The organism is Pseudomonas sp. FBCC-B1667 (genome assembly GCF_059133255.1).
The window spans coordinates 1,101,398-1,114,314 of record NZ_CP101437.1 but is presented as its reverse complement, the minus strand read 5'-3'; the positions used below and the strand labels follow the sequence as shown (position 1 = coordinate 1,114,314).

At 58.2% G+C, this 12,917-nt stretch carries 11 protein-coding genes and 1 tRNA gene; 2 read left to right on the top strand and 10 right to left on the bottom strand.

The window, feature by feature from the left end; all coding sequences use genetic code 11:
- Window position 1 precedes the first annotated feature (1 nt).
- Window positions 2–778, top strand: a complete 777-nt coding sequence (locus NL116_RS04850; RefSeq protein WP_494376230.1) for a TatD family hydrolase — start codon at window positions 2–4, stop codon at window positions 776–778.
- Here NL116_RS04850 and NL116_RS04845 read toward each other — a convergent pair whose 3' ends face one another.
- The 5 genes from NL116_RS04845 to NL116_RS04825 all read right to left on the bottom strand — a co-directional run bounded on the left by NL116_RS04845 (window position 779) and on the right by NL116_RS04825 (window position 7,180).
- Window positions 779–1,168: a hypothetical protein gene (locus NL116_RS04845; RefSeq protein WP_494376229.1), complete on the bottom strand. Its 390-nt coding sequence runs from the start codon at window positions 1,166–1,168 to the stop codon at window positions 779–781.
- Between the two features lie 140 nt (window positions 1,169–1,308).
- Window positions 1,309–2,013 carry a methyl-accepting chemotaxis protein gene (locus NL116_RS04840; protein ID WP_494378003.1) on the bottom strand — a complete coding sequence of 235 codons (705 nt, stop codon included), beginning with the start codon at window positions 2,011–2,013 and terminating at the stop codon, window positions 1,309–1,311.
- 1,513 nt (window positions 2,014–3,526) lie between these two features.
- A complete protein-coding gene (ampE, locus tag NL116_RS04835; protein ID WP_494376228.1) occupies window positions 3,527–4,363 on the bottom strand; it encodes a regulatory signaling modulator protein AmpE in 837 nt (278 codons plus the stop codon).
- Window positions 4,360–4,920, bottom strand: a complete 561-nt coding sequence (gene ampD / locus NL116_RS04830; protein WP_494376227.1) for a 1,6-anhydro-N-acetylmuramyl-L-alanine amidase AmpD — start codon at window positions 4,918–4,920, stop codon at window positions 4,360–4,362. The genes ampE and ampD overlap by 4 nt, the downstream gene beginning before the upstream one ends.
- A gap of 64 nt (window positions 4,921–4,984) precedes the next feature.
- Entirely contained in the window at window positions 4,985–7,180 is a 2,196-nt protein-coding gene (locus NL116_RS04825; RefSeq protein WP_494376226.1) for a DUF1631 domain-containing protein, read from the bottom strand.
- 271 nt (window positions 7,181–7,451) lie between these two features.
- Here NL116_RS04825 and nadC point away from each other — a divergent pair, with 271 nt between their 5' ends.
- Window positions 7,452–8,300, top strand: coding sequence for a carboxylating nicotinate-nucleotide diphosphorylase (gene nadC / locus NL116_RS04820; protein WP_494376225.1), 849 nt, complete (start codon window positions 7,452–7,454; stop codon window positions 8,298–8,300).
- 83 nt (window positions 8,301–8,383) lie between these two features.
- Here nadC and NL116_RS04815 read toward each other — a convergent pair whose 3' ends face one another.
- From NL116_RS04815 to truB, 5 genes are all read right to left on the bottom strand, one after another.
- A complete protein-coding gene (locus NL116_RS04815) occupies window positions 8,384–8,689 on the bottom strand; it encodes a DUF6388 family protein (RefSeq protein ID WP_494376224.1) in 306 nt (101 codons plus the stop codon).
- A gap of 414 nt (window positions 8,690–9,103) precedes the next feature.
- Window positions 9,104–9,179 (bottom strand) — tRNA-Thr (locus NL116_RS04810).
- A 132-nt stretch (window positions 9,180–9,311) separates the two neighbouring features.
- Window positions 9,312–11,417: a polyribonucleotide nucleotidyltransferase gene (gene pnp / locus NL116_RS04805; protein ID WP_494376223.1), complete on the bottom strand. Its 2,106-nt coding sequence runs from the start codon at window positions 11,415–11,417 to the stop codon at window positions 9,312–9,314.
- Between the two features lie 195 nt (window positions 11,418–11,612).
- Window positions 11,613–11,882, bottom strand: coding sequence for a 30S ribosomal protein S15 (gene rpsO, locus NL116_RS04800; RefSeq protein ID WP_003176135.1), 270 nt, complete (start codon window positions 11,880–11,882; stop codon window positions 11,613–11,615).
- Window positions 11,883–11,999: 117 nt separating this feature from the next.
- Entirely contained in the window at window positions 12,000–12,917 is a 918-nt protein-coding gene (truB, locus tag NL116_RS04795; RefSeq protein WP_494376222.1) for a tRNA pseudouridine(55) synthase TruB, read from the bottom strand.

The following is a 12,917-nucleotide window of genomic DNA, read 5'->3' as shown; positions in this document are numbered from 1 at the left end:
CGTGGAGCTGATCGACAGCCATACTCATCTGGATTTTCCGGATTTCGACGCGGATCGTCAGGCGTTGCTGGCCGAAAGCCGCGCCTTGGGTGTACGTCGGATGGTGGTGCTGGGGGTTTATCAGGCTAATTGGCAACGGGTCTGGGACCTGGTGCAAAGCGATCCGGACCTGCATGCGGCACTCGGTTTGCACCCGGTGTATCTGGAGGATCATGGTCCTGAAGATTTATCGAAACTCGGTGACTGGCTGACGCGCCTGGCCGGTCATCGGCAGCTGTGCGCAGTGGGCGAAATCGGTCTGGATTACTTAATCGAAACCCTGGACCGCGAGCGCCAGCAAGCGCTGTTCGAGGCGCAACTGCAACTGGCGGCGGACTTCCATTTGCCGGCGCTGATCCATGTGCGACGCAGCCACGCGGCGGTGATTGCCACGCTGAAACGCTTTCGATTGAAACGTGCCGGGATTATCCATGCCTTCGCCGGCAGCAAAGAAGAAGCACGCGAGTACATCAAGCTCGGTTTCAAGTTGGGTCTGGGTGGCGCCGCGACCTGGCCGCAGGCGTTGCGCATGCACCGCGTGCTTGCCGAATTGCCACTGGAGTCCGTGGTGCTGGAAACCGACTCACCGGACATGGCACCGGCCATGTTTCCCGGTCAACGCAACAGCCCGGCGCACCTGCCGGCGATCTGCTCGGCGCTGGCGCAGATCATGGCGATCAGCCCTGAGCAATTGGCCGCCACCAGCACGGCTAATGCCTGCGAGCTGTTCAACTGGTAATCAGTCGGCGTGGGCCTTCGCGGCTTCCAGAATCAGCGTGATGTGTTGACGGTGATGGGCGAACTGTATGACGGCGAAGTAGACCAGAATGACGACCAGCGAAAAATTCAGCTGCTCGACCACGCTGAGCATACCGATCCATTCCATGACCAACGCCACCATGACCGCCGTGCACACCATCACCAGCGTGCTCGCCTGGAGCAAGCCGAGTGAATCGAGCGACTTGAAGCGTTTGATCTGTTTCGGGTCGCTCAACTGCAAGGCTTTGTGGCAGTGAGTACAGGCAAATGATTCGTTGATTGCAATTGCATTGAGTTGCCAGGCCTCCAGCCGCAGGGTGCTCCCACAGTGAGCGCAGTGTCCCTGTATCCCTATTGTTGCAACAGACATTACCTCGCCTCCTCAGGGCTGGGCAGATTGAATGATCTTCCTTCATTGAAGACGAAAAATCAGAGCACGGAGGAAAAGAGGACCAATCTCATCCGCAATGGAAACAAATACTACAGATTGTTCGCAAACCTTCAGGGCGCTTACACCCGAAAGGCGCTGATCAGATGCTTGAGTTCCACCACTTGGGCCGACAACGCCCGGCTGGCATCCTCGGTCTGGTGTGCCCCTTCGGCGGTACGTTCGCCTGCGCGATTGATCTCGACGATGTTCTGATCGATGTCGTGGGCGACGGCGGTCTGCTGCTCGACAGCTGCAGCGATTTGCTGGTTCTGGTCCACGATCATGCCGACAGCGCCGAGTATGTTTTCCAGCGCCTGCTGGACTTTTTCCGACTGCCCGACCGTGCCATCGGCCACCTGATGGCTAATGCCCATGGCCTTCACCGCCGCACCGACGCCGCTGTGGAGCTTGGTGATCATCTGCTCGATTTCTTCGGTCGATTGCTGAGTGCGTTTGGCCAGCGTGCGGACCTCATCGGCCACCACCGCGAACCCGCGCCCCTGTTCACCGGCCCGAGCGGCTTCGATGGCCGCGTTGAGGGCCAGCAGATTGGTCTGTTCGGCGATGCTCTTGATCACTTCCAGCACGCGGCTGATGGACTGGCTGTCGCTGGCCAGTTGATTGATCACGATCACTGACTGATCGATCTCACTGGCCAATTGCGCGATGCTGCCCTGCTGGGACGCTACCAGACCTCGACCGCTGATGGTCTCGTCGTTGACGCTGTGGGCGCTGCTGACCGCAGCAGCGGCACTGCGCGCCACCTCAAGGGAGGTGGCCGACATCTGGTTCATGGCCGTGGCGACTTGCTCGATCTGCGAACGTTGCCCGGCCACCGCCTGGTTGCTCTGGGTAGAAACGCTTTGTACCTGCCCGGCCTGGCGTTCGACCTCATTGACGGTTTTTCCGACGCGCTCGATCAGGTCGTGGATTTTCTTCACGGTGCCGTTGAACACCTCGCCCAACTCGCCGAGCTCATCGCGGCTTTCCGCGCGGAAGGTCACGGTCATGTCGCCCGCCGCGACCGTGTCCATCATGGCGCCAAGACGCTTGAGGGTGGTGCGGGTCGACGCGTAGAAGCCGCCGTAAAGGTAGAAAATCAGCACAAACACCACCGACAGCGCCACGGCCTGCAAAACCATATGGGTGCGGTTTTGTTCCAGTCGCTGCTGCAACTGGATACCCAGAAATTTCAGGGTGGCTTCGTTGAGTTGGTAGGTCTGGTCCATCAGGCCGGTGACTTGATCGTAAAAGCCCTGCCAAGGCTCATCGAGGGTGTCGGCCATCACCACTTTTTCTTCGAACAGCTCACTGGCTTTTTTCAGCGAAGCCTTGCTGCTGTCGGCTTGAGCAGCCAGGGTTTCACGCGCCGCTTTGCTGGAACCCAGTGCATCCTGCAACTTCAGGCCGTATTCGCCCTGGAGCTTTTCGATCTGCGCCAACAACTCATCGAATCGGGTGCTCGATGCCGAGTTGAGAAAGCCTTGCCCCAGCGAAAACGACCCCATCGCCCGGCCTTCGCCCAGCAACTGGGTCACCAGTGGGGTGACGTTGGTAATCAGCTCGCTCAGTTGACGCATGTCGCTTTGGCTGTCGCGACTGAGGCCGGCCTGGGTGGCGATGATCTGGCTGAAAATCTGCGCATTGCTAAGCAGTTTGCCGATCATTCCGCTTTTGCTTTGCAGGGAAGTTTCCGTTTGCTGAGCCTTGAACGCGGCGATCATTTCATCGCGTTTGCCGTCGAAAACCGTGATCTGCTCAGGATCGGTGGTCATCGCGGTCAGCCCTTGCAGGCGCGCCAGAATACTTTGCTCCAGGGTGCCAATCTTCGACTCGACGTTGCCGGCCTTACCGGACTGGCCAAGCGTGACGTTGATCTGCACCAGATTGTTGAGGGTCTCCAGGTCACGCCGCAGCGTCATGCCACTCCCCAGCAGGTCAAGGCTTTGCAGCTCGACTTGCGTGCCCTGAAATTCGCGATAGGAGTCTCGCACCAGATAAAAGTTGGTGACCAGCATGGGCACAAGGAACAACACGCTGATCAGGCTGAACTTCATGCCGAAGCTCAGGCGGTTCATCAGCGCGACGGCGGGATAGAGCAAGCTCTTCACTGGAAGTCTCCCATTGCATTCTTATTTTTATTTGGCAGGCGCGGCTCGGCGGCAGATAGCCACTATTCAGCGCTATCCCTGTATATCTTAAATCGGCAGGGGGTTTTGTAACTTAAGGTTAACGAGGGCAGGCAAACCCCTGTTGCGGCTGGCGCAGGCTGCGTCAGCGGCTACAGGGGTTGAGGTGCTAAGGCAGGACCGTCCACAGCGCAAAACCGGCGTACCAGAGCACTGCCGCGCGCAGCAGTAACTCCCAGATCCGGTCCAGGCTGTTGATGCCATCCGGTCCGACGACCGGTGCCGGAATTTCACCGGCGACCATCCCGACTTTCTCGATCAACTGAGCGGCGCTGATATTCCAGTTCAGCAACTCATGCACCATCACCCGACCGACCGCAACAAAGTTGCCGACCAGTGCAAAACTCGCCGCCAGCAACCGCACGGGCACCCAATCAAAGGCGTGACGCAATTGTGCCGCCCGTTCGACCACGGCGGGGTTCTCGCCATGCTCTTCGGCCAGTGCCAGCAATCGGTAACTCAGGGCGGCCACCGGCCCCAGCAGGAAGTACCAGAAAATGACGGCGAAGAAACTCTGGTAAGCCTCCCAAAGCAGGTGCGCTTCGACCTGTTCCAGCAGTTGCTCGGCGCTTTCGGCACAAATATCCAGGTCCCGTTTGGCCACATGCGCAGCGGCTTGCAAGTCTTCCCGGCGCCAGGCATCGCGAAACGGTCCCAACCCGGCCAGCAGATCGCCGCGCCCCAGGCTGTAAATCACCACCAGCAAATGCACCGGTAACGCCAGCAGACCGTAGGCCACCGGATCCAGCACCACCAACAACAATCCCAGCAGCGCGACCGGCAGCAACACCATCATGACCAGGATCAACCAGGGCCGGTCGATCAGACGTGGCATGACCTCAAGCTTGTTCAGTTCGCGCACCCATCCGCCATCACGCTGGACACGATGGCGCAGTGCCGAGAACTTCTCGATCCATACCGCCAACAGCAACACCAGAAAACTCATTGTCCTTCCTCTTTTGCCAGGGCAGCGCGATAGCGTGCCCAGTCGAACGCCGGCCCTGGATCGGTCTTGCGCCCCGGGGCAATGTCGCTGTGCCCGCAAATGCGCTGCGCCGTGATGCCGGTGTAGGCGTTTTGCAGCTGTCGGGTCAAGGCCGTCAGCGCGTGATACTGAGCCTCGGTGAACGGCAGATCATCCGTACCTTCAAGCTCGATGCCCACGGAAAAATCGTTACAGGTTTCCCGGCCCTCGAAATTCGAGATACCGGCGTGCCAGGCGCGTTCCAGACAAGAGACAAACTGAGTGACCGTACCGTCACGCTCAATCAGAAAGTGCGCTGACACCCGCAAGTCAGCAATACCTTCAAAATAAGGATGCTCCGTGACATCCAGACGATTCTGAAAGAATTCCTGCACTTTGCCGGTCGCGAACTGCGCGGGCGGCAAGCTGATGTTGTGGATCACCAGCAGGGAAATTTCGCCCGAGGGGCGCGCATTGAAGTTGGGTGAGGGGCATAAACGCACGTCCTGGCACCAACCGCTCGCGGGGTCCAACTGCATACAGGTTCCTTCAACGACGACTGTGTTGGCGCCCAGTATGCCGCGATAGACCACCGGGACGCGATCACTTGCCGCGATTGAGGCAACGCAGGTTAACGAGCACAGAGGCCAGCGCCCGGTCAAACAGCAAGGTACCGTCCAACGCGCGCACCGCGCCGCGACGAAATTCCAGTGCCAGGCCACTGCGACTGCGCTCCAGCACTTTCATACCGGTGCGATTGACGAAGAGGTAGTTGCCGGTGGCTTCAATGATCGCGGCCAGCTTGCAGCGCAGGGTGTTTGCATCGTCCTCTTGAAACTCGACCCAGCAGCCGGGATGCAGTTGATCCACTTGCAGCAAGCTGGCGTCGTCCGCCGGAAAACGGGGAAATGCCGTTTCGACCGGTCCTACGTCTGCGGTTTGCAGGACGATTTCCGGCGTCATCCGGACCATCACCGGCGCATCGAAAGACGCTTCGTTTGCCTGCCCCGGATTTGTGAACAGGTGAACGTGCAAGGTTTCCAGCTCGCTGAAAAACTCGCTGGTGGCGAAAGGATCGAATGCCGAACTGCTCAGCCCGTCACGCAATGACTTCAGTAGCCCAGGCAACAGCGCCAGCAAGCGCTGGCTCGCATCGGGCTCGTCGTGACGCTGCACACTCCAGATCAATTGCTCCATGGTGTGGACGTCCGCACGCCATTCAGCCGAGTGATCACCGTGTTTGAGGCAGGTCAGCAGCAGCACTGTGCTCCAGGCTTCCTGAACGAGCACCACCACCGTTTGCGGCAACACTTTGCCCAACAACGCCTGATTCAGCGCCTGTTCGACACGCTGGCGAGCCAGTTCGGTCCTGGCACGGCCCTCTTCGGCGTCACAGGTGCGCTGCTCCAGTAACTCACTGCGGCGGCGCTCATCACTGGTGAAAGCGAGAAAATCCGCCAGCAGCTCGGAAAAAATCGCCGGGTCGTCAGCAAAGTCATTCAACAGACGCTGCACCACCTGCTCGATGCGCAGGTACAGGCTGTCGCGCTCAGGGTCATCGCACTCGCCCCAGCCCATGGCCGCAGCGGCAATTTCGTTGAGCAAGCGTCGGGCCGGATGGCTGCTTCGACTGAAGAAACGCTTGTCGAGCACCGCCACTTTCAGCATCGGGATCTGCAGGCGGCCGATCAGCGCCTTGAGCGAATCCGGCAGGTTGCGATCATCGAGCATGCATTCAAACAGCATGGCGATCAGGTTGATCACGTCTTCATCAACGACCCCGACCACGCGCGACGTGCCACTTTTGACGCTGACCCGCGTCAGCAACTGTTCGAGCTGGTTGCGCAGATCGAAGTCGTCCTGAGCCGCCAGTGCCGGCACGTGTTGCTGCAAGTGCGAGAGCATGCGCAACAAGTCCTGCGTGGAAATGGGTCGTGTCTCGGCGCTGGCCTCTAGGGTCGGGGCGACACTGCCGCGCACAGGCAGCAGCAGCTCCTGCAAGGCAGCGAACACCTCGTCGATCTGTGCCGTGTTCGAGCGGCTGTTCGTCGGCGAAGGCGGGTTATCCTGGCTGGACGTCGTGCGATCTGTCGCACGCCGTGTGGGCGCAAGTTTGAGCTCGGGCAATATGCCGGTGGCGACGAGTAATTGATTGGATTGAGCGTAGAGCTGATCGGCGCTGCTGAGTACGTAGCGCTCGAACAACTTTAGGATGATCAGCTTGACCTTGATCTCTACCCCAAGGTTGCGCCCGGCCTGCAAGAAATACTCGCACAGCATTGCCGGACCCAAGGGGTTGCGCTGATCGTCCAACGCCTTACCGATCAACGCACCGAGCCGCGCGGTGAGCTGACCGAGGGCAACACCTTCACGACTCAGTACTTTAGTGACCATCGCGTCCACCGCGACGATGCGTTCCATGTCGTCGGGGCGTTGTGTCGAGACGTCAAGGGTCAATGCCCGGGGCAACGCAGCTTGAGTGCTGTCATATTGCGTGAGGCTGACAAACGCCTCGAAGAAGTATTCAAGGAACTCGCGCTCGATGCTTTTACGCTTGAGGCGCAAGTCGCGCATGGCTTCGAAATAAAGGTTCTGCTCAACTTCATTACGGGCCTGATCGGCCATTTCGAACAAAGTGTCGTCGGCATTATCGAACAGGTCCTGTAAACCCTGCCGAAGCTGCAGTGCAGCCTTGTCGCGAACCTGAAACAGAATCACAGGCAGGCGGGCGAGCGGCGAGTGAATCGCCTGATCGGTAGCGCCTTTGTGCAAAGGCACTACATTCCCGTCGTTGTGCATCCAAGCCTCCTGAAAGGGTGATTTGCGGGTAGAACAAATCCGAAAATACGTCAATGCCATGACGTCAAAAGCAAGGCGGATTATCTTGCAAAAGGCACTCGCGGTGCCAGAAGACTCTTTATCCCCCGCTCAAATAGACGCAGAGAACAGATGCCGACTTAAGCGACAAATCGACCAAATACAAGTTGCCGCACAAACGGAAGCCTCTAACACCTTGGGTTGACTCGTGCCATACCCCTATAATCGGACCACTTTGTTTGTGGAGTCCGTTATGCCGAATCTACGTCTCGCCGACTTGACCGCCGAAATCGAAGCCAACGTACGCCGTGCGCTGCTCGAAGACGTCGGCAGCGGCGATATCACCGCACAGTTGATCCCGGCCGAACGCCTGGCAAAAGCCACCATCATCACCCGTGATGCCGCCGTCATTGCCGGCACGGCTTGGGTCGATGCGGTATTCCGGCAACTGGACCCACGGGTCGCGGTGCATTGGCAGGTGCGTGATGGCGAACGGGTTCAACCCAATCAGGCGCTGTTTCACCTCGAAGGTCCGGCGCGCTCGCTGCTCACGGGCGAACGCAGTGCGCTGAACTTCCTGCAATTGCTGTCGGGCGTAGCCACGCGTGCGCGGCATCTGGCCGACTTTGTCGCCAGCACGCAGGTTAAGTTGCTCGACACCCGCAAAACCCTGCCGGGCCTGCGCCTGGCGCAAAAATACGCCGTGACGTGCGGCGGCTGCCATAACCACCGCATCGGTCTCTACGACGCCTTCCTGATCAAGGAAAACCACATCGCCGCCAGCGGTGGCATCCCGGAAGCCATTAATGCCGCGCACAAGATTGCCCCGGGAAAACCGGTGGAGATTGAAGTGGAAAGCCTCAAGGAACTCAAGGCAGCGCTGGCGGCGGGCGCTGACATCATCATGCTCGACGAGTTGAGCCTGGATGACATGCGTGAAGCCGTGCGCCTGAACGCGGGAAAGGCAAAACTGGAAGCCAGCGGCGGGATCAATGAAAGCACACTGCTACCGATCGCCGAAACCGGGGTGGATTACATTTCGATTGGCGCGATGACCAAGGACGTGAAGGCTGTCGACCTGTCGATGCGCCTCAGCCTCTAAGACACAGCCGCGAGCGGCAAGCCCCAGGTTTCAAGCAGTTTTGCTTTTAGTTGCAGCTTACCGCTTGGAACCTGAAGCTGTTCTCAAACCACCAGATTGTTCATCTCGCAGTACTCTTCCCACTCGACACCCAGCACCTCGGCCGCCTCCTTGTGCAGAACCAGGCGCTGAGCCTCAAACTCTTCCTGGGTCGAGGTGTACTTGAGCGTCAGTTCCCACGGCTGCAAGCCCTGTGACTCTGCCTCATCCTCAAACGCCCACTGAATCTGGTCTTTCTGATCGTCGGCCGGCAGGTCCTTGATCTCTTCGGCGAGTTGGGGCGAATCCAGCAGATACTTCTTGAGCGCTTCTTCGTGTCTGGCTTCTTGGGTCAATTCTTTAACGGTCATGTCGTTCTCGCTGATCTGGGGAATGGAAGATGGATCTGGATCATCAAGGATCTCTCTGACGCAAAAAACCGTGTGAAGCCCGGTTTGTCTGGCCTTCAGAACCATTCGGGGATCATCTGAAAACTGCAAAAATGGCGCTTGTGCGACGTCGAATATAGGACCTTTGTCAGACGATTTACAGGCATGTTTACATCGAATCTACAAAAAAACCGGATGCCATGGCTGGCCGCGTGTATTTCGCACGGCCCTCAGGGGCGAGTTTTCAAATCCACAACTCCGACAGCGCATCCTCTTACGATAAATCCCTGATAATCCACAACTCGTACGGGCGCGAAGTCAGCGATCAGGACAATCAACTGGATCAACTCAGACGTACCGTGGATGACTGAGCAGAAAGGTGACGTAACTGGGGGATGGTGCCCGAGACAGGAGTCGAACCTGCGACCTTCGCGTTACGAGTGCGCTGCTCTACCAACTGAGCTACACGGGCAGTGGGCTAAACCTAGCACCGGGTCCGAGGGTCAGCAACTTCACACCCCGTTTCACAGACAAAAAAAATGCCCCGCAGTGTTCACTGCGGGGCATTTTTTATAACGTTGAAGCGGTCAGGCGTGGGGAGTGATTAAACGCCCGAAGCCTTGGCTGCTGCTACGTCTTTGATGGACAGCTTGATACGGCCGCGGTTGTCCACGTCCAGTACCAGTACTTCCACTTCCTGGCCTTCTTTCAGGATGTCGGTCACTTTCTCAACGCGAGCATCGCTCAGCATCGAGATGTGAACCAGACCGTCCTTGCCTGGCAGGATGTTGACGAACGCGCCGAAGTCGACGATGCGCTCAACCTTACCCATGTAGATCTTGCCGATTTCAGCTTCAGCGGTGATGCCCAGAACGCGCTGACGTGCTGCTTCAGCCGCTTCCTTGGTTTCGCCGAAGATCTTGATCGAACCGTCGTCTTCGATGTCGATCGAAGCCTTGGTCTCTTCACAGATCGCACGAATGGTCGCGCCGCCTTTACCGATGACATCACGGATTTTGTCGGTGTCGATTTTCATCGCGATCATGGTCGGAGCGTTTTCCGACAGTTCGGTACGCGACTGGCCAATGATCTGGTTCATCTGACCGAGGATATTCAGGCGCGCTTCCAGGGCTTGGCCCAGAGCGATTTCCATGATCTCTTCGGTGATGCCTTTGATCTTGATGTCCATCTGCAGCGCGGTAACACCTTTGGCGGTACCGGCTACTTTGAAGTCCATGTCGCCGAGGTGGTCTTCGTCACCCAGGATGTCGGTCAGGATGGCAAATTTCTCGCCTTCTTTAACCAGGCCCATGGCGATACCGGCAACCGGTGCTTTCATCGGGACACCGGCATCCATCAAGGCCAGGGAAGCGCCGCAGACCGAAGCCATGGAGCTCGAACCGTTGGACTCGGTGATTTCCGAAACAACACGAATGGTGTACGGGAACACGTCGGCAGCAGGCAGCATGGCGGCAATCGAACGGCGGGCCAGACGGCCGTGACCGATTTCGCGACGACCAGCGCCACCCATGCGACCACACTCACCTACCGAGAACGGAGGGAAGTTGTAGTGCAGCATGAACGGGTCTTTTTTCTCGCCTTCCAGGGTGTCCAGCAGTTGTGCGTCACGGGCGGTACCCAGTGTCGCAACAACCAGAGCCTGGGTTTCGCCACGGGTGAACAGGGCCGAACCGTGGGTCTTAGGCAGAACACCGACTTCGATGTTCAGAGGACGTACGGTCTTGGTGTCGCGGCCGTCGATACGTGGCTTGCCGTTTACGATGTTTTCGCGAACGGTGCGGTATTCGATTTCGCCGAATGCTGCTTTGACTTCGCTGGAAGAAGGCTGGCCTTCTTCACCGGACAGCTTGGCAACCACCTGGTCTTTCAGTTCGCCCAGACGAGCGTAACGGTCGGCCTTGATGGTGATGGTGTAAGCCTGGGAGATCGCGTCGCCGAACTCGGCACGGATAGCGCCCAGCAATGCGGTGGCTTCTGGCTGTGGAGCCCAGGTCCAGGTCGGCTTGGCAGCTTCAGCAGCCAGTTCTTTGACAGCGTTGATCACAACCTGGAACTCGTCGTGAGCAAACAGTACTGCACCCAGCATCTGGTCTTCGGTCAGCTCTTTGGCTTCCGATTCAACCATCAACACGGCTTCCGAAGTACCGGCAACGACCATGTCCAGGCTCGAAGCTTTCTGCTGTTCGTAAGTCGGGTTCAGCAGGTAACCGGTGCTTTCGTGGAACGCAACGCGGGCAGCGCCGATCGGGCCATCGAAAGGAATGCCGGAGATGGCCAGGGCAGCCGAGGTACCGATCATCGCAGCGATGTCCGGATCGGTCTTCTTGCTGGTGGAAACGACAGTGCAGACAACCTGCACTTCGTTCATGAAGCCTTCTGGGAACAGCGGACGGATCGGACGGTCGATCAGTCGGGAAGTCAGGGTTTCTTTCTCGGAAGGACGGCCTTCGCGCTTGAAGAAACCGCCAGGGATCTTACCGGCAGCGTAAGTCTTTTCCTGGTAGTGAACGGACAGAGGGAAGAAGCCCTTGCCTGGATCGGCTTGTTTGGCACCGACTACGGTCACCAATACGCTGACATCGTCGTCAACGGTGACCAATACTGCGCCGGAGGCCTGACGGGCGATACGGCCAGTCTCGAGGGTAACGGTCGACTGACCGAACTGGAATTTTTTGATTACCGGGTTCACGGTGTCCTACCTTCTTTTGTGGCTCTTGGGGAACTTGTCTTCTTGCGAAATTCTTGGGCAATGTCGGGAATCGGCCCAACGCCTGTCCGGGGTAAAACGTGTGTCCAGATAAAACTTGAGGCTGGGAGCCTGCCATGCGCCAGCGGGAAACCCGCTGACGCACGACAGACAACCAACCTCTAGCGCAATCGCTTATTAGCGACGCAGACCCAGGCGACCGATCAGAGCCTGATAACGACCCAGATCCTTGCCTTTCAGGTAGTCCAGCAGCTTACGACGCTGGTTTACCATGCGGATCAGACCACGACGGGAGTGGTGATCTTTACCGTTGGCCTTGAAGTGACCTTGCAGCTTGTTGATGTTGTGGGTCAGCAGTGCAACTTGCACTTCTGGCGAACCAGTGTCACCAACGGCTTGCTGGTAGTCAGCTACGATTTGAGCTTTTTCTTGAACGTCGAGAGCCATGAGGCAATCCTTTTATCAGGAAACTGTTTCAGAAAAACAGTTTCAACAGGCCAGGGACAAATCCCTGTATCTAAAAATGAGTAGTGACCGTGCCTGTTGACAGCCACCCTCGTCCGGTCATTCTGACCGAATCAGTCGACGTGGCGCGATGCGCCCGTCTTCGCTCACTTCACCGATACCGATGAAGCGACCATTGTGATCCTGTACCCGTACCATGCCGAATTTCGGTGCATCCGGGGCTCGGACCGGTTGGCCGTTAAGCCAGTAGAACGAACTGTGCTCCGAGAACTGCAATAGCGGCCAATCCAGCAGGCCGCTGTCCGATGGCATCAGGAAGCGATCAACCGCTTCATTGCCGCCTTCGGCATGTACGGCTTCCAACTCTTCCAGCGTGACCGTCTGCGCGAGCGTGAAAGGCCCGGCCTGGGTACGTCGCAATTCAGCAACGTAAGCGCCACAACCGAGTTTCTCACCGATATCCTCCACCAGAGTGCGGATATAGGTGCCTTTGCTGCAATCCACTGCAAGCCGCGCAGTATCACCCTCGAAGGCCAGCAATTCCAAGCGCGCAATAGTAACAGAACGCGGTTCGCGCTCCACTATTTCGCCGGCACGGGCCAGCTTGTACAGCGGCTGCCCGTCGCGTTTGAGCGCCGAGTACATCGGCGGTATCTGGCTGATTTTCCCACGAAAACCGGGCAAAACAGCTTCGACATCGGCGCGACCAACGGTCACCGGGCGCTCCTGCAAAACCTCACCCTCGGCATCCGCAGTGGTGGTGGTTTTGCCCAATTGCGCCAGGGTTTCGTAACCCTTGTCGGAGTCGAGCAGGTACTGCGAAAACTTGGTCGCCTCACCGAAGCACAACGGCAACACGCCGGTGGCCAGCGGATCAAGACTGCCGGTGTGCCCGGCTTTCTCGGCGTTGAGCAACCAGCGAACCTTCTGCAACGCGGCGTTGGAGGTGAACCCCAGCGGCTTGTCGAGCAGGATAATTCCGCTGACGTTACGACGGATACGTTTGACCTGAGCCAC